This window comes from Pseudomonas sp. GNP014, from assembly GCF_054344005.1.
This window is the reverse complement of sequence record NZ_JBTGUS010000001.1, coordinates 2,441,780-2,459,320: the sequence shown is the minus strand read 5'-3', so window position 1 is coordinate 2,459,320 and position 17,541 is coordinate 2,441,780. Positions and strand designations below refer to the sequence as shown.

Sequence of the window (17,541 nt, the reverse complement as noted above, 5' to 3'; positions counted from 1 at the left end):
GGTCACACCGGTCATGCCCATAGAATAGAAATTAAATCGGCGCTGAAAAGCAGTTTTTAGAGTAATTAGTCGAAAAAAGCAGATATGCCGTGTAAATCAGAACGCCCTGTCAGACTTTTAACCGACATGTCTTGTTTCATTGACACACTGGCGTAGTGAATCAACGAATTTTGCTCGGCGAGCGAACCGTTTAAGCTAGCCGGCATCTGTTTATAGTCCGTTGCGTTTGGCCGAAGGCTTGTCCGAACCGTTATTTCTGATCCAGCACGTGCCAGGAAAGGCGCGGGATTGCACACGACAGGTTGTATTTATGCACCGCAGGAATTTGCTCAAAGCGTCCATGGCCATTGCGGCTTACACCGGTCTTTCGGCCACCGGCCTGCTGGCCACCCGTGCGTGGGCAGCCAATGGCGGCGCCGCCGATGGCGAGGCGCAGGCGTTCGACTTCGAAGCGCTGAAGCGCCAGGCCAAGCAACTGGCCGGCAACGCTTATCAGGACACCAAACAGGTGCTGCCGCCGACACTGGCGACCATGACCCCGCAAAACTTCAACGCGATCCGCTACGACGGCGACCATTCGTTGTGGAAGGAGAACAAGGGTCAACTGGACGTGCAGTTCTTCCACGTCGGCATGGGTTTCCGTCAGCCGGTGCGCATGTACAGCGTCGATCCCAAGACCCGCACCGCCCGCGAGGTGCATTTCCGCCCGGCGCTGTTCAACTATGAAAACACTTCGGTCGACACGCAGCAGTTGAAAGGCGATCTGGGTTTCGCCGGCTTCAAACTGTTCAAGGCACCGGAGCTGGATCGCCATGACGTGGTGTCGTTCCTCGGCGCCAGCTATTTCCGTGCGGTGGATGCGACTGGCCAATATGGCCTCTCCGCTCGCGGCCTGGCGATCGACACTTACGCCAAGAAGCGCGAAGAATTCCCTGACTTCACCAAATTCTGGTTCGAGACGCCGGATCAGAACGCCACGCGTTTTGTCGTCTACGCGCTGCTCGATTCGCCGAGTGCGACCGGCGCCTACCGCTTCGACATCGACTGCCAGGCCGAACGCGTGGTGATGGAAGTCGACGCCCACATCAATGCGCGCACCGCCATCGAACAACTGGGCATTTCACCGATGACCAGCATGTTCAGTTGCGGCACTCACGAACGCCGCATGTGCGACACCATCCACCCGCAAATCCACGACTCCGATCGCCTGGCGATGTGGCGCGGCAACGGCGAGTGGATCTGCCGCCCGCTGAACAACCCGGCGACCCTGCAGTTCAACGCTTTTGCCGACAAGGATCCGAAAGGCTTCGGTCTGGTGCAGACCGACCATGAGTTCGCCAACTATCAGGACACCGTCGACTGGTACAGCAAGCGCCCAAGCCTGTGGGTCGAACCGACCACAGCCTGGGGCGAAGGCTCTATTGATCTGCTGGAAATTCCTACAACCGGCGAAACCCTGGACAACATCGTCGCGTTCTGGACGCCGAAGAAACCGGTGGCGGCCGGCGACTCGCTGAATTACGGCTACAAGCTCTACTGGAGCGCCCTGCCGCCGGTCGGCACGCCATTGGCGCGGGTGCATGCAACCCGTTCCGGCATGGGCGGCTTCACTGAAGGCTGGGCACCGGGCGAGCACTACCCGCCGGTGTGGGCCCGCCGTTTTGCCGTGGACTTCACTGGCGGCGGTCTCGAGCGCTTGCCGCAGGGCACCGGGATCGAACCGGTAGTCACGTGCTCGAACGGCAAGGTGCAGGACTTCAGCGTGCTGGTGCTCGATGACATCAAGGGTTACCGGATCCTGTTCGACTGGTACCCGACCAATGACAGCGTGGAGCCGGTGGAACTGCGTTTGTTCATTCGCACCAATGACCGCACGCTGAGCGAGACCTGGTTGTACCAGTACTTCCCGCCGGCGCCGGACAAGCGCAAGTACCCTTAATGATTTGAGGCGCCTGCACGGGCCTCATCGCTGGCAAGCCAGCTCCCACAGTGATGGGTGTTGATCACAGATTTTGCGTACGCCACCAAATCTGTGGGAGCTGGCTTGCCAGCGATGGCCGCAGCATCGCAGCGAAAGACCAACAGACAAAACAAAGCCCCGGCCATCACTGACCGGGGCTTTTTGCTTTATTGCGACTCACTCAATCGCGCAAGTCTGACTCGTGAATCGGCTGATCACGATGAGTGGCGCGCTGATATTGCGCCGGCCACACCGCTTTACGCCCGCCCAGATCATCGTCGGCGTGCAGCGGCCAGTACGGATCACGCAGCAGCTCACGGGCGAGGAAGATGATGTCGGCCTGACAGGTGCGCAGAATGTGCTCGGCCTGCGCCGGCTCGGTAATCATGCCCACAGTGCCAGTGGCGATGCCTGACTCCTTACGGACACGTTCGGCGAAGCGCGTCTGATAGCCCGGCCCCACTGGAATCTCGGCATTCGCTGCGGTGCCACCCGAAGACACATCAATGAGATCCACGCCAAGCGTGTGCAGCCGTCGCGCCAGTTCCACGGTTTCATCCGGGTTCCAGCCATCCTCCACCCAATCGGTCGCCGAGACACGGACAAACACTGGCAGTTCTTCCGGCCATACGGCCCTCACCGCCTCGGTGACTTGCAGCACAAGCCGAATGCGGTTTTCAAACGAACCGCCGTACTGATCCCTGCGCTGATTACTTAGTGGCGAAAGAAACTGATGCAATAGATAACCGTGCGCGGCATGCACCTCAACCACACTGAAACCCGCCGTCAACGCTCGTTTGGCAGAATCGACAAAGGCCTGAATGACATCAGCGATTTGCCCTTCATCCAGCTGTTTCGGTTGCGTGTGTTGCGGGTCGAAAGCAATCGGCGAAGGCCCGACCGGGGTCCAGCCGCCATCATCGGGTTTGACGCTGCCATGCTTGCCGATCCACGGCCGATGGGTGCTGGCCTTGCGCCCGGCATGGGCCAGTTGGATGCCGGCGACCGCGCCTTGGGACGTAATAAATCGGGTAATGCGTTGCAACGGTGCAATCTGTTCGTCGTTCCACAGACCGAGGTCTTCAGCGGTAATCCGCCCGTCGGCGGTGACCGCCGTGGCTTCGGTGAAGACCAGGCCGGCGCCGCCGACGGCGCGACTGCCGAGGTGCACCAGATGCCAGTCGTTGGCCAGGCCGTCGACGCTGGAATACTGGCACATCGGCGACACGGCGATGCGATTGGGCAGGGTCAGTTGGCGAAGGGTGAAGGGTTCAAGCAGCAGACTCATGGGGCACCTCTCGAATCAGTGGGCAGGCTCCAGGGTTCTGTTTGAATAGTCGACGAGTGACAGGAAAAAGGTACAACACCCGCCCCCGCGGGCAAAACATTCGACAAGACGTCACAAGGCCAATCAAGCAGTGCTTAGAGCCTAGTCGACAACTGAGGAGGAGGCAGGGTTCAGAGTAATTCTGTGTGTGAAAGTCGGCCTTCGCGAGCAAGCCCGCTCACAAGAACAACTCCGTCCAGCTGGGAGCGGGCTTGCTCGCGAATGGCGTCAGCGCGGTTCGATGTGGGCAATCATCAGTTGCACGGTCTCGTTGCCACGAAACTCGTTGACGTCGAGCTTGTAGGCCAGTTCAACCCATTGAATGGTCGGATTCGGCCAGACATCGCGGTCGATACCAAAGGCAATGCCGTCGAGCTTCACCGAACCGCACTCGCTTTTCAGCACCACTTTCAGATGCCGCTCACCCACCACACGCTGCTCGACCAGCTGAAATACGCCGTGGAACAGCGGCTCCGGGAAGTGCTGGCCCCAAGGCCCGGCATGGCGCAAGGCACGGGCCAGTTCGAGGTGGAATTCCTCAACCGCCAGTGTTCCGTCCGACAGCATGCGCCCGGTCAGGTCTTCTTCGCGAAGTTGCCGACGCACTTCAGCATCGAATGCCTCGGCGAACAGCGCAAAATTCTCCTGTGGCAAGGTCAGGCCGGCCGCCATGGCGTGACCACCGTATTTGGCAATCAGGTTCGGATGCTGCGCCGCCACCACGCTCAGGGCGTCGCGAATATGGAAGCCCTGCACAGAACGCCCGGAGCCCTTGAGCAGACCATCACCGGCATCAGCGAAGGCAATGGTCGGACGGAAATAACGCTCTTTCATCCGCGACGCGAGAATACCGATGACGCCCTGGTGCCACTCGGGATCGAACAGGCACAGACCGAACGGCATCGACTCCACCGGCAAGTCCTTGAGTTGGGCCAGCGCCTCGCGCTGCATGCCCTGCTCGATGGATTTGCGATCCTGATTCATGCCGTCCAGTTGCGCGGCCATTTCCCGAGCGCGGTTGGCGTCGGCGGTCAGCAGGCATTCGATACCCAGACTCATGTCGTCCAGGCGCCCCGCCGCGTTCAGGCGCGGGCCGACGATAAAACCGAGGTCGGTGGACGTAATACGTGCGGCGTCGCGCTTGGCCACCTCAAGGATCGCCTTGATCCCCGGCCGTGCGCGCCCGGCGCGAATCCGCTCCAGGCCCTGATGCACTAGAATCCGGTTGTTGGCATCCAGCGGCACCACGTCGGCAACGCTGCCCAGCGCCACCAGATCGAGCAGTTCGCCGATATTCGGTTGTGGTTGGCTCTCGTACCAGCCGAGGCTGCGCAGGCGCGCACGCAAGGCCATCAATACATAGAAAATCACGCCCACGCCGGCCAGCGCCTTGCTCGGAAATTCGCAGCCCGGCTGGTTCGGGTTGACCAGCGCATCGGCCTGCGGCAGTTCATCGCCGGGCAAGTGGTGGTCAGTGATCAAGACCTTGAGCCCGGCCTTTTTCGCAGCGGCCACGCCTTCGACACTGGAGATGCCGTTGTCGACGGTAATCAGCAACTGCGGCTCGCGGGTCAGGGCGACTTCGACGATTTCCGGGGTCAGGCCATAGCCGTATTCGAAGCGGTTCGGCACCAGATAATCGACATGCGCCGCGCCCAACAGGCGCAACCCGAGCATGCCCACGGTACTGGCGGTCGCACCGTCCGCATCGAAGTCGCCAACGATCAGAATGCGCTGGCGCTGCTCCAGTGCCGTCACCAGCAAGTCGACCGCCGCATCAATGCCCTTGAGTTGCTGGAACGGGATCAAGCGCGCCAGGCTCTTGTCCAGTTCGGCCTCGGACTGCACGCCCCGCGCGGCGTACAGGCGGGTCAACAGCGGTGGAATATCACCGAGAAAAGGCAGAGTGGCGGGCAGCTGACGAGGTTCGATACGCATGGGGTGACAGAAACTTCTCTTGAATACGTGGGTTTAATCCGGTGGCGGCGCAGGATCAGCCGCGCTCACCTTGCAGCCATTGCAACTGGACTTCGTGCTGACCACGGTCGTCGGTGACGAAGATCGTCCCTTCGCTGATCATCACGTCCCACTTGATGACGCGGGGCATGTCCTTGGCCAGGGTCTCCAGCACCTCTTGCGGCACGGCGGCGATGTTGACGTTTTTCAGGTTCTTGATCGCCGGGATCACCTTGGTTTCCCAGACGCGCAGGCTGCCGTACGCCAGCAGGCTGGTGCGCTCGGTGCGACGCGAGCACCAGGTCAGACGATCGGCATCCGGCTGGCCGACTTCGATCCAGTGCAGCACACGGTCGTCCAGGCTCTTTTCCCACAGCGCAGGTTCATCCACGTCCGACAGACCACGACCGAACGACAACTGCTCGTTGTACCAGAGGGCGTAGGCCAGCAGCCGCACAGTCATGCGCTCTTCGGTCTCCGAAGGGTGACGGGCGATCGTCTGCTTGACGCTCTCGTAGATGCTGCGGTCGAGGTCGGTGAGGTTCAGTTCAAATTTGTACGTGGTCGAAGGCTGGGCCATGAACGGGCTTCTTGATACGAGGAAAGTCGGCAAGTCTAACCGATGCGGTAGGCAATCATCGAATTGATGGCGATCAAGCTGCGGCGTCTGACAGCCGGCTATGTTAAAACGCTGTATCTGCTCAGCCTTGTCCTACAGGATTCAGTATGCCGTTCGCCAACAAACCGCTCAGCGGTGTGAAAGTCATTGAATTGGGTACGTTGATTGCCGGGCCGTTTGCCTCGCGCATTTGCGGCGAGTTCGGCGCCGACGTGATCAAGATCGAGTCGCCGGACGGCGGTGATCCCTTGCGCAAATGGCGCAAGTTGTACGAAGGCACGTCGCTGTGGTGGTTCGTGCAGGCGCGCAATAAAAAGTCGCTGACGCTGAACCTCAAGCATCCCGACGGCCTGGCCATCCTGAAGAAATTGCTCGGCGAAGCCGACATTCTCATCGAGAATTTCCGCCCCGGCGTTCTGGAGAAACTGGGGCTGGGTTGGGAAACCCTGCACGCGCTGAACCCGAAACTGGTGATGGTGCGCCTCTCGGGTTTCGGTCAGACCGGACCGATGAAGGATCAGCCGGGGTTCGGCGCAGTCGGTGAGTCCATGGGCGGGTTGCGCTACATCACCGGTTTCGAGGACCGGCCACCGGTGCGCACCGGGATTTCCATCGGCGATTCGATTGCCGCGCTGTGGGGTGTGATCGGCGCACTGATGGCGCTGCGTCATCGCGAGGTCAACGGTGGCCTCGGCCAGGTGGTTGATGTGGCGCTATATGAAGCGATCTTCGCCATGATGGAAAGCATGGTCCCGGAGTTCGATGTGTTCGGTTTCATCCGTGAGCGCACCGGCAACATCATGCCGGGCATTACACCGTCGTCGATTCACACCAGTGCCGACGGCAAGCATGTGCAGATCGGCGCCAACGGCGATGCCATTTTCAAGCGCTTCATGATGATCATTGGCCGGGACGATCTGGCCAATGACCCGGCACTGGCGAGCAACGACGGACGCGACAATCGTCGCGACGAGTTGTATGGGGTGATCGATCGCTGGGTCAATTCGTTACCGCTGCAAACGGTGCTCGACCTGCTCAATCAGGCCGAGGTGCCCGCGAGCCGGATCTTCAGTGCCGAAGACATGTTCAACGATCCGCAGTACCTGGCGCGGGAAATGTTCCTGCACGCCAAGCTGCCGGACGGCAAGGACTTCAAGATGCCGGGCATCGTGCCGAAACTCTCTGAGACACCGGGCTCTTCCGAATGGGTCGGGCCACAGCTCGGTGAACACAACGCGCAGGTACTCCACGACCTTGGCTACGACGAGCAACAGATCGCCCGGTTGCGCGAAGACGGAGCCATTTAAGCTGAAACGCCAGCAGACATCTGAGGCCAACCGCGCCCATTACTGGTGGACGTGGCGCCTGTTCGGCCTGCTGTTTCTGCTGGCCGTGTCGACCGCAGCGCAGGCCAAACCGACGCTGATCTGGTTGTTGCGCGACCTGCCGCCCCTGACGATATTAGAAGGCCCGAAAAAGGACCAGGGCGTGATCGATCAATTGATGCCGCTGCTGATCGCCGGCCTGCCGCAATACGAACACACGCTGATGCGGGTCAATCGCGCCCGTGGCCTGCAGATGCTGCACGAAAACCCTTTTGCCTGTGACCCCGCGCTGTTGTGGAACAAGGACCGCGCACAATGGGTCGTGTATTCGATCCCGGCGATACGCGTGGTGAGCAATGGTCTGGTGGTTCGTCAGCAAGACCGTTCGCTGCTCGAACCCTATCTGGTGGGCGGCGAGGTCGACCTGGCGGCGCTGTTGGCCGCCACCGACAGAAAGGTCGGCGTGGTCGCTGAACGCAGCTACGGCGAGTTCATCGACAACATACTCCATCAAGCCCACAGCGGTGCACTGACCCCCCATTACGGTAACGAGGCGCTGAGCAATCTGCTGTCGATGCAGCGTCTGGGCCGATTGCAGGTGGTGCTGGGTTACTGGCCGGAAATCCGCTATCAGGCGAAACAGGCGAAGATCGCCGAGGACGATCTGGCGTTCTACCCCATCCAGGGCACCGGGAAATATCTCTCGGGTTACGTCGCCTGTTCCGACACAACTCAGGGACGTCAGGCGATCAGTGAAATCAACCAACTGTTGCGCACCCTGCCCCACGCGCATCTGAATCAGCTCTACGCGGCGTGGCTCGATCCCGAGCGACAGGCTGATTATCTGGAGCAGGCCCGTGTCTTTTTCGAGCAGCAGGCGACCCATTAGGCAAACGCCGGACAAAAGAAACCCCGAGAAGTGGGGAGACGACTCGGGGTTAAACGTGGTCTACAAAGGACCCGTAGCAGCAAGCGACAAGCACCGGAGCACAATGCTTGATCCTGCTGTTATGGGGTCTGACTGACAGGGATGCAGGAAGGTTCCCACAAAAAATATTTCATCTTCAGAGCGCCGGACGCTTGTCCAGTGCTGCGTTGCGCAATGCCGCGATGACACAGGGTTCCAGGCGCCCTTCGGCGATCAGAACGTCACGGTGCAGACCATCGACCACATCCGTCAGCAGGCGCTTGTCGCTCAACTGCGCCTGATTGAATTCGCGTTCCACCACAATTGCGCCGTTGCTGTTCTTCAAGGTCACCCGGCATTCGCCACGGGCGCCGCTTGCAGACAACGAAACCTGATACGGGCTCAGAGCCTCACCGAGCAATAGACTGATACTTTCCATCTCGATCTCCACTCAATAGTCCGAAAACATTGTGTCTGGGGCATGTCCACAGTAAATGACCACCGGCCCGAGAAGAAAGTTCTGCCTGCCGGTTGCTCCATCCCTGGAAGCGTTACCGGTCTGTCAGAGCATGCACGGTGAAGATGACAGAAAAATAACCGTACGCTTCAGGCCCGCGCCGCCATGGGCGCGAGCAGATAACGGTCCAGCAAACCTCTCATCAGCACCGCCGAGACCGGTGTTTGCAGGCACCCCAGCATTCGCAGGCGATGCTCGCACAGCAAGCGTTCAAGATCGCCCAACACACTCGATGCGACCGCCCCCAGCAGGATCAAAGCCCGAGCTTGATCCTGTTGCGCCAGATGATGGATCAGGGCCAGGCCATCGCCACCCTTGAGCTGCGGATCGCAGATGGCGATATCGACTGCGCCGCGATGCCCCAGGGAACACAAGGCCGATGCCAGCGACGGCGCGGTCAGAACGTCATAGATGCCGATGGCGTTGAGCATTTGATGCAACGCCATCAGTTGAAACGGATTGGGTTCAAGAATCAGGATTTTAAGCGAGCGCATAGGCGACCTCTAAAGCGACAATCGCGGACTCTCACCGCAGTTGTCGTTCACTCTAGGGCAGTCGTCTTAAGCCTCCCATCGGAAAAGTAGTCGCGTCCTATAGGACATTTCCTAATCCTCAGTGCGGACATCGGCATCCGCTTTCCGTCCTACGCTGGGTGATATCGGTCCAGCCGCCCAACAGGCCGCGCAACTGGCCGTCGGCACTGTAGAACGGCACAGTCCACTGATAGACCTCACGCGGGCCATTTTTGAATTGCAATTGCCGTTTGCTGAAACGTGACTTGCGCGTGCGCAATTGCACCATGAACTCGTCATGCAGCATCGAGGCCGTCGCTTCGGGCAACGCATCGACTTCGAACAGCAAGCGGCCCTGCACTTGATCCTGGCGAACCGAAAGCGCTTCTTCATAGCTGCGGTTGCACATGATCAGACGCCCTTGCAGATCGCGGACGAACATCGGGTCAGGCATGGAGTCGATCAGCGCGTGTTGAAACGCCAGTTGATCGCCCAGATCCTTCTCGGCCTCGCGGCGCAACTTGATCACCGCCGTCAGGCGCCGGTTCCACACCAGCGACAACAGACCGAAAATACTCCACCCGCCCATCACCCAGCAGCCCCATTCGATCATCCGCTGCCAGATCGACTGCTCCGGGACAGGTGCAACGCCCTCCAGCCATTTCAGGCGAATGGCCCGTAACTCGGTCGCGGGAAACGCCTCAAGTGCCTTGTTGAGAATACTCAGTAGCTCCGGCATGCCTTTGCGCACCGCCAGATGATCAGCTTCCCACTTGCCTTCCAGCAGCCCGCCCACCCTGAGCAATCCCAAGGGATAGAGCTGCGCCCCGATTTCATTTTCGATGGTGGCATAGGCTTCGCCGCTCTCGACCAGTGCACGGGCTTCGGCGTACGTCTTGACCGAACGCACCGTAATCAGCGGGAAATCGCGCCGAATCAGGTCTTCCAGAGCATGCCGGGCCGGTAGCACGACGACACGTCCGGCCAACTGCTCGAACGATTCCACCCGCGGCGCGCCGATGTGGCCGACGAACACCCAGCCTGCGCCACCGAAGGCATGGCTGAAATCCAGAAACACCTTGCGCTCGTCGCTCATGGCCAACGTCGTGCTGATGTCCGCCGCCCCGCTCTCCAGTCGCTCAAGCAGGTGGTCGGTGGAGAACGACTCCTGATGCACAAACTGCAGCCCGGTCATCGCACTGACGCGTTTGAGCACGTCGTTGTTCAAACCGCTCCATTGCCCGTGTTCATCCTGAAACAGGTACAACGGATATTGCACCGATGCCACCGTTACCCGAGGGTTTTCGTGAATCCATTGGCGCTCGCGGGCATCCAGTTCCACAGGCTGAACATTGAATGCCGCGACCTCTTCGTGCAGCGCCAGCTGCGCCGCCAGACTGCAACGCATCAACCCCAGTAATCCAAACAACAACATCCAGCCCAGTGCCGGTTTCAAACCTCTATAAAACAGCATTGCCACTTCCTTCGTGATCGACTCACCCGTCCTTCGTGGGTGAAAACCCGAGCAGTGTGGCAGCAGAAACAAAAAAGCCCGTCAGGAGACGGGCTTCAAAATGTGACAGCTTTTACTGGCTTAAAGCGGCTTGCCGCGGTTGCCATGCTGGCTGACAAAGGCCTGTACGGCTTTCAGCTCGTTTGGCAGAACGGTGCAGCGTTCATTTCGCTCAAACAAATCAGAAAGATGTGCAGGCAGTTCGAGTGCTTTTCCTACACCGGCTTTCTCTACCGCATCCGGGAACTTCACCGGGTGAGCGGTGCCCAGAATTACCATCGGAATGTCCAGGCTGCGGCGGCATTCGCGGGCGGCCTTGACGCCGATCGCGGTGTGCGGGTCCAGCACTTCGCCGCACTGCTCGTAGACTTCAGCGATGGTTTCGCAGGTCTGCGCGTCATCCACGGCGAGCGAGTCGAACAGCTTGCGGGCTTCAGTCCAGCGCTCTTGCTCGACGCTGAAACCACCACCCTGCTTGAACGAGTCCATCAGCCCGGCGATCGCTGCACCGTTGCGACCGTGCAGGTCGAACAGCAGGCGCTCGAAGTTCGACGAGACCATGATGTCCATCGACGGCGACAGCGTGGCGTGCAGGGTTTCCTTGACGTACTGATTGCCGCTCATGAAGCGGTGCAGGATGTCGTTGCGGTTGGTGGCGACGATCAACTGGTTGATCGGCAGGCCCATGTTGCGCGCCAGGTAACCGGCGAAGATGTCGCCGAAGTTACCGGTCGGCACCGAGAACGCCACCGAACGCGCCGGGCCGCCCAACTGCAGGGCGGCGTGGAAGTAGTAGACGATCTGGGCCATGATCCGCGCCCAGTTGATCGAGTTCACCGCCACCAGACGCGTGCCTTTGAGGAAGCTCTGGTCAGCGAAGCTGTTCTTGACCATTTCCTGGCAGTCATCGAAGTTGCCTTCGATGGCGATGTTGTGGATGTTCTCACCGAAAATCGTCGTCATCTGCCGACGCTGCACTTCGGACACGCGGTTGTGCGGGTGCAGGATGAAGATGTCGACATTTTCGCAGTGCTTGCAGCCTTCGATGGCGGCCGAACCGGTATCACCGGAGGTGGCGCCGACAATCACCACGCGCTCGCCGCGTTTTTCCAGCACGTAGTCGAGCAGGCGGCCGAGCAGTTGCAGGGCGAAGTCCTTGAACGCCAGAGTCGGGCCGTGGAACAGCTCCAGCACCCATTCGTTGCCGTTCAGTTGACGCAGCGGCGCGACGGCGCTGTGCGAGAACACGCCGTAGGTTTCTTCGAGAATCTTTTTGAAATCGGCGTCAGGAATGCTGCCGGTGACAAACGGGCGCATGACGCGGAAAGCCAGCTCGTGATACGGCAGGCCGGCCCAGGAAGCGATTTCTTCCTGGGTGAAACGTGGCAGGTTTTCCGGGACGTACAGACCGCCATCGGTGGCCAGACCGGCCAGCAGGACGTCTTCGAAATTCAGGGCCGGTGCCTGGCCGCGGGTACTGATATAACGCATGTTTTCAAACCTTCGGTTTGAGCTTCAAGCTACAAGCTACAAGCTGCAAGTAAAAGCCAGACCGCTTTTCTCTTGCCACTTGCAGCTCGAAGCTTGCAGCTGCTTCTGTTTAGTTCAGGTGCTCGACGCGGATCCGTACAACCGGACCATTCACGCCGGCCAGCGCCTCGAGGGCGGCGATCGCATCGTTGATACGCTGCTCGACCACGCGGTGGGTCAGCAGGATCATCGGCACCAGACCGTCTTGCTCTTCGACTTCCTTCTGCATGATCGACTCGATGTTGATGCCGCGCTCCGAGAGGATGCTCGCCACCTGAGCCAGTACGCCCGGATGGTCCTTGGCCTGAATGCGCAGGTAATACGCGCTTTCGCAGGCTTCGATCGGCAGGATCGGATGGGCCGACAGCGAGTCCGGCTGGAAGGCCAGATGCGGCACGCGGTTTTCCGGGTCGGAGGTCATGGCGCGAACCACGTCTACCAGGTCGGCGATCACCGACGACGCGGTTGGCTCCATGCCGGCGCCAGCGCCGTAGAACAGGGTCGAGCCGGCGGCGTCACCGTTGACCATCACCGCGTTCATCACACCGTTGACGTTGGCGATCAGACGATCGGCCGGGATCAGCGTCGGGTGTACGCGCAGCTCGATACCGGCCGCAGTGCTGCGAGCCACACCGAGGTGCTTGATGCGGTAGCCCAGCGCTTCGGCGTAGTTCACGTCAGCGGTGGTCAGTTTGGTGATGCCTTCGGTGTAAGCCTTGTCGAATTGCAGCGGAATACCGAACGCGATCGACGCCAGAATCGTCAGCTTGTGCGCGGCGTCGATGCCTTCGACGTCGAAGGTCGGATCGGCTTCGGCATAACCCAGCGCCTGCGCTTCGACCAGCACGTCTTCGAAGGTACGGCCCTTCTCGCGCATTTCGGTGAGGATGAAGTTGCCGGTGCCGTTGATGATCCCGGCAACCCAGTTGATGCGGTTGGCGGACAGGCCTTCGCGGATCGCCTTGATCACCGGAATGCCACCGGCCACCGCCGCTTCGAACGCGACGATCACGCCTTTCTCGCGTGCCTTGGCGAAAATTTCATTACCGTGAACGGCAATCAGAGCCTTGTTCGCGGTGACCACATGCTTGCCATTCTCGATGGCCTTGAGTACCAGCTCGCGGGCAACGGTGTAGCCGCCCATCAGCTCTATGACGATGTCGATCTCAGGGTTCGTGGCCACTTCGAAGACATCGGTGGTAATCGCAATACCGGTCGTCTGGAACTGAGGCTTTGGCGTGCGCATGGCAATTTGTGCCACTTCGATCCCACGCCCGGCACGACGAGCAATTTCCTCGGCGTTGCGCTGAAGTACGTTGAAGGTACCGCCACCGACGGTCCCTAACCCACAGATGCCTACTTTGACCGGATTCACTGTGAACTCCCCATAAAACGGCCGACGCTGGGTCGGCCGGAAAACAACCGCGTGCTCGCGGCCCTCTATTGATGGCCCGGCGATGCTGCTGCCGGACCATGATCGTCAACGGCTGACCGTGACGATGCGAATTACTTCGCGCCCAAGGCCAGTTTGGCGACTTGTGGCGCCGGCTGGTAGCCCGGAATGACTTGTCCGTCGGCCAAAACGATGGCCGGTGTGCCGTTCACGCCGATCGACTGACCGAGGGCGAACTGCTTCGAAACCGGGTTCTCGCACTTGGCGGCCTTGATTTCCTTGCCATCGACCATTTTGTCCATGGCGGCTTTCTTGTCTTTCGAGCACCACACGGCTTGCAACTGCTCGTCACCCGGTGAGCCGAGGCCCTGACGCGGGAAGGCCACATAACGCACTTCGATGCCGCGCTTGTTCAGCTCGGGCACTTCGGCGTGCAGCTTGTGGCAGTACGGGCAGGTGGTGTCGGTGAACACGGTGATGTGCGATTTGGTCTCGCCCACGGCCGGGTACACCACAGTCTCGGCCACCGGGATGGCGTTGACCAGTTTGGAGATGCCCAGGCGTTCGGTCTTCTCGGTCAGGTTGACCGGTTTGCCATCCTTGAGCTGGAACAGATAGCCCTGAACGATGTACTGGCCATCGGCGCTGGCGTACAGCACGCGGCTGCCCTTGAGCTTGACTTCATACATGCCCGGCAACGGGCTGGCGCTGATGCTTTCTACCGGAACCTCGAGTTCGAGTTTTTCCAGGCTTTGACGAATGGCTTTGTCGGCCGCGTCATCGGCGACGGCAAAGGTGCTGACCAACGCAATGGCTGCGGCGGCGAAAATCTGGGTCAGACGCATGAGAACTCCTGAAGGCGGACAAATGAAGCGGTCAGAACGCCCGTGCCGGAACACCGGGTCATAACCGTCCATCGTGCAAACCGGCAAAGCCTAACACATAAGGTCACGGTGGCCGAATGCGCCTGACACAAGACACTCAAGGCCAACTGACACACATTATTGTGGCGAGGGGATTTATCCCCTCACCACAGGTACACACTCCACCATTGGAGATTTCATCAGCCGCGCGGGTGGTGTTTGGCGTGCAGGTCCTGCAGGCGGGCGCGGGCAACGTGAGTGTAGATCTGCGTAGTGGAAAGATCGCTGTGCCCGAGCAACATCTGCACCACGCGCAAATCCGCGCCGTGATTGAGCAGGTGCGTGGCAAATGCGTGACGCAAGGTGTGCGGCGACAGCGACTTGCCAATCCCGGCGACCTTGGCCCAATGCTTGATGCGATGCCAGAAGGTCTGGCGGGTCATCTGTTCGCCGCGCTGGCTGGGGAACAGCACATCGCTGGGCCGGCCACCGAGCAGCTCGCTACGGCCATCGCGCATGTAACGCTCGACCCAGACGATCGCCTCCTCGCCCATCGGCACCAGCCGTTCCTTGCTGCCCTTGCCCATCACCCGCAACACGCCCTGGCGCAGGTGGACCTGCTCCAGCGTCAGGCTCACCAGCTCGGTCACCCGCAGCCCGCAGGCGTAGAGCACTTCAAGCATGGCGCGGTCACGCTGGCCGATGGCTTCGCTCAGATCCGGCGCCTTCAGCAAGGCTTCCACGTCGGCTTCGGACAGGGATTTGGGCAGCGGTCGGCCAAGTTGTGGCATGTCGACGCGCAATGTCGGATCGACACTGATCAGCTTTTCCCGCAGCAAATAGCGATAAAAGCCACGCACACCGGAGAGAAATCTCGCGGTGGAACGTGGTTTGTAGTTCTGCTCCAGACGCCAGGCCAAGTGGTCGAGGATCAATTCACGACCGGCGTTGATCAGCTCGAGGTTTTTCTCCTGCAGCCAGCCATTGAACAGCGCCAGGTCGCTGCGGTAGGCGCCGCGGGTGTTTTCCGACAGGCCCTTCTCCAGCCATAAAGCGTCGAGGAATTGGTCAATCAGCGGATGGTCAATAGCAGGCATGGGCGCTCAAGACACGCAACCTCGGGGATTGCGCGCAAATGTAGAGTGAACTGTAGGAATGGGCGCTAGTCTTTCATAGCCCGCTATTTCAAGGAACAGGGAGCTTCAATGAACGAGCAGCAAATTCTCTTGGCATTCGGCGGGATTGGCGCTGCTGCGCTGGGCTGTCAGTGGCTGGCGTGGCGCTTGAAGCTGCCGGCGATTTTGTTTCTGTTGCTGACCGGGATTCTCGCGGGACCGGTACTCGGCTGGCTCGATCCGCAGGAAATGTTCGGACCGCTGCTGATGCCTCTGGTGTCACTGGCGGTGGCATTGATCCTGTTCGAGGGCAGCCTGACCCTGCATCTGTCTGAATGGCGCGAGATCGGCAGCGTCGTGCATCGTCTGGTGACTATCGGCGCCCTCGCCACCTGGGCAGTGATCGCCGTCGCCACGCATTTTCTACTCGGTTTCGACTGGCTGCTCGCCATCCTTTTCGGCAGCCTGACACTGGTGACCGGCCCGACGGTGATCGTGCCGATGTTGCGGGTGGTGCGCCCCAAAGCGTCGATCGCCAACATTCTGCGCTGGGAAGGTATCGTCATCGACCCGATCGGCGCCCTGCTCGCCGTGGTGGTCTACAGCTTCATCATTGCCAGCGGCGAGGGCCAGGGACTCAAGCAGAGCCTGCTGACTTTCGGCGGCGTGATTCTCTGCGGCAGCGTGTTCGGGATTGTCGGTGGCTGGGTGCTCGGCACCATCATCCGTCGCCAGTGGCTGCCGGAGTATCTGCATAACCTCGCGTCGCTGGCGGCAGTGCTGGGGATTTTCATTGCAGCCAACCAAGTGATGCACGAGTCCGGCCTGCTGGCGGTGACGCTGATGGGCATGTGGCTGGCCAACATGAAGGGCGTGGATGTGCGGCACATTCTGCACTTCAAGGAAAACCTCAGTGTGCTGTTGATTTCCGGGCTGTTCATCTTGTTGGCGGCCCGTCTGGATCTGAATGCACTGATCGGCCTCGGCCCTTTGGTGCTGATCCTGCTGCTGGTGATTCAACTGATCGCGCGCCCGCTGAACGTACTGCTGAGTACCGCTGGCTCCAGCCTGAGCTGGCGCGAGCGCGCCTTGCTGTGCTGGATCGCTCCGCGCGGGATCGTGGCGGCGGCGGTGTCGGCAATTTTCGCGATTCGCCTGGACGAAGCCGGGCACGAGGGTGCGCTGCTGCTGGTACCACTGACGTTTGCGGTGATCATCGGCACCGTGGTTCTGCAGAGCGCCACCGCTCGGCCACTGGCCCGCCTGCTGAAGGTGGCAGAACCGGCGCCGAGTGGTTTCCTGATCGTCGGCGCCAACAGCCCGGCGCGGGCGCTGGGCAAATCACTGCAGCAACTGGGTAGCCGCGTGCTGCTGACCGATTCGAGCTGGGAAAACATTCGTGCGGCGCGCATGGAAGGTCTGCCGACCTACTTCGGCAATCCGGCCTCGCAGCACGCCGACGCACATCTGGATCTGGTCGGGCTGGGGCATTTGCTGGCGCTGTCGCCCTCCGGTGAACTCAACACCCTGGCGGCGATGCGCTTTCGCCACGACTTCGGCCATCAGCGGCTGTTTGGCCTGGCCAGCGGCCATGAAAGCCGTCGCAGCGACAAACACCGAGCGAGTCTGGAACATCGTGGCAATCAACTGGGCAGCGAGGCGTTGACCTACGCGAAACTGGCCAGCCAGATGGGCCAGGGGGCCGAGCTGTACAGCACGACGTTGACCGATGGTTTTGGCTGGGAGGATTACCGCGCGCTGCATGGGAATCGTGCGACTTTGCTGTTTATGCGCGATGACAGCGGGTGGGTGCATGTGGTGACGCCGGAGACTGTTTTGAAACCAGGATCCGGGTGGACGCTGCTGGCGTTGATTCAGCCTGAGGCCAGCGGCGCCTGACCTGACGCCTTCGCGAGCAAGCTCGCTCCCACAGGGTTCGTGTCGAACATAAAAACTGTGAACGACACACTTCCTGTGGGAGCGAGCTTGTTCGCGAACGGCTCG

The 17,541-nt window shown here is 60.4% G+C and carries 14 protein-coding genes; 4 read left to right on the top strand and 10 right to left on the bottom strand.

Features of this window, described 5'->3' with window-relative positions:
- The first annotated feature begins 310 nt into the window (after positions 1 to 310).
- Positions 311 to 1,939 carry a glucan biosynthesis protein D gene (locus ACXX9E_RS10925; RefSeq protein ID WP_458555418.1) on the top strand — a complete coding sequence of 543 codons (1,629 nt, stop codon included), beginning with the start codon at positions 311 to 313 and terminating at the stop codon, positions 1,937 to 1,939.
- Between the two features lie 202 nt (positions 1,940 to 2,141).
- On the opposite strand, the gene ACXX9E_RS10920 is transcribed toward ACXX9E_RS10925, so the two are convergent.
- The 3 genes from ACXX9E_RS10920 to ACXX9E_RS10910 all read right to left on the bottom strand — a co-directional run bounded on the left by ACXX9E_RS10920 (position 2,142) and on the right by ACXX9E_RS10910 (position 5,823).
- On the bottom strand, positions 2,142 to 3,248 hold the full coding sequence (locus ACXX9E_RS10920) for an NADH:flavin oxidoreductase/NADH oxidase (protein WP_458555417.1): 1,107 nt from the start codon (positions 3,246 to 3,248) through the stop codon (positions 2,142 to 2,144).
- A 267-nt stretch (positions 3,249 to 3,515) separates the two neighbouring features.
- The gene (gene recJ / locus ACXX9E_RS10915) at positions 3,516 to 5,225 is read right to left on the bottom strand and encodes a single-stranded-DNA-specific exonuclease RecJ (protein WP_123464969.1); all 1,710 of its coding nucleotides are present in this window, start codon (positions 5,223 to 5,225) and stop codon (positions 3,516 to 3,518) included.
- A 55-nt stretch (positions 5,226 to 5,280) separates the two neighbouring features.
- The gene (locus ACXX9E_RS10910) at positions 5,281 to 5,823 is read right to left on the bottom strand and encodes a YaeQ family protein (RefSeq protein WP_047601370.1); all 543 of its coding nucleotides are present in this window, start codon (positions 5,821 to 5,823) and stop codon (positions 5,281 to 5,283) included.
- Positions 5,824 to 5,969: 146 nt separating this feature from the next.
- On the opposite strand from ACXX9E_RS10910, the gene ACXX9E_RS10905 reads away from it, so the two are divergent.
- Together ACXX9E_RS10905 and ACXX9E_RS10900 are read left to right on the top strand one after the other, a co-directional pair.
- Positions 5,970 to 7,169 carry a CaiB/BaiF CoA transferase family protein gene (locus tag ACXX9E_RS10905; protein ID WP_128615252.1) on the top strand — a complete coding sequence of 400 codons (1,200 nt, stop codon included), beginning with the start codon at positions 5,970 to 5,972 and terminating at the stop codon, positions 7,167 to 7,169.
- Positions 7,117 to 8,076: a TIGR02285 family protein gene (locus ACXX9E_RS10900; RefSeq protein ID WP_458555416.1), complete on the top strand. Its 960-nt coding sequence runs from the start codon at positions 7,117 to 7,119 to the stop codon at positions 8,074 to 8,076. Before ACXX9E_RS10905 ends, ACXX9E_RS10900 begins: the two co-directional genes overlap by 53 nt.
- A gap of 175 nt (positions 8,077 to 8,251) precedes the next feature.
- Here ACXX9E_RS10900 and ACXX9E_RS10895 read toward each other — a convergent pair whose 3' ends face one another.
- The 7 genes from ACXX9E_RS10895 to xerD form a co-directional block, all read right to left on the bottom strand.
- Positions 8,252 to 8,533, bottom strand: coding sequence for a DUF3509 domain-containing protein (locus tag ACXX9E_RS10895; protein WP_123464963.1), 282 nt, complete (start codon positions 8,531 to 8,533; stop codon positions 8,252 to 8,254).
- 167 nt (positions 8,534 to 8,700) lie between these two features.
- Complete coding sequence (locus ACXX9E_RS10890; protein ID WP_123464961.1) at positions 8,701 to 9,105, bottom strand: response regulator; 405 nt, start codon at positions 9,103 to 9,105, stop codon at positions 8,701 to 8,703.
- Between the two features lie 118 nt (positions 9,106 to 9,223).
- Positions 9,224 to 10,597 (bottom strand): transporter substrate-binding domain-containing protein, encoded by a 1,374-nt coding sequence (locus ACXX9E_RS10885; protein WP_186745045.1) that lies wholly within the window; start codon positions 10,595 to 10,597, stop codon positions 9,224 to 9,226.
- A 120-nt stretch (positions 10,598 to 10,717) separates the two neighbouring features.
- Positions 10,718 to 12,127, bottom strand: coding sequence for a threonine synthase (gene thrC, locus ACXX9E_RS10880; protein WP_123464957.1), 1,410 nt, complete (start codon positions 12,125 to 12,127; stop codon positions 10,718 to 10,720).
- A gap of 109 nt (positions 12,128 to 12,236) precedes the next feature.
- The gene (locus ACXX9E_RS10875; RefSeq protein WP_123464955.1) at positions 12,237 to 13,541 is read right to left on the bottom strand and encodes a homoserine dehydrogenase; all 1,305 of its coding nucleotides are present in this window, start codon (positions 13,539 to 13,541) and stop codon (positions 12,237 to 12,239) included.
- A gap of 131 nt (positions 13,542 to 13,672) precedes the next feature.
- Positions 13,673 to 14,404, bottom strand: a complete 732-nt coding sequence (dsbC, locus tag ACXX9E_RS10870; protein ID WP_064120585.1) for a bifunctional protein-disulfide isomerase/oxidoreductase DsbC — start codon at positions 14,402 to 14,404, stop codon at positions 13,673 to 13,675.
- 218 nt (positions 14,405 to 14,622) lie between these two features.
- The gene (gene xerD / locus ACXX9E_RS10865; protein WP_458555415.1) at positions 14,623 to 15,519 is read right to left on the bottom strand and encodes a site-specific tyrosine recombinase XerD; all 897 of its coding nucleotides are present in this window, start codon (positions 15,517 to 15,519) and stop codon (positions 14,623 to 14,625) included.
- Positions 15,520 to 15,627: 108 nt separating this feature from the next.
- Here xerD and ACXX9E_RS10860 point away from each other — a divergent pair, with 108 nt between their 5' ends.
- Complete coding sequence (locus ACXX9E_RS10860; protein ID WP_458555414.1) at positions 15,628 to 17,436, top strand: cation:proton antiporter; 1,809 nt, start codon at positions 15,628 to 15,630, stop codon at positions 17,434 to 17,436.
- Positions 17,437 to 17,541: the final 105 nt, after the last annotated feature.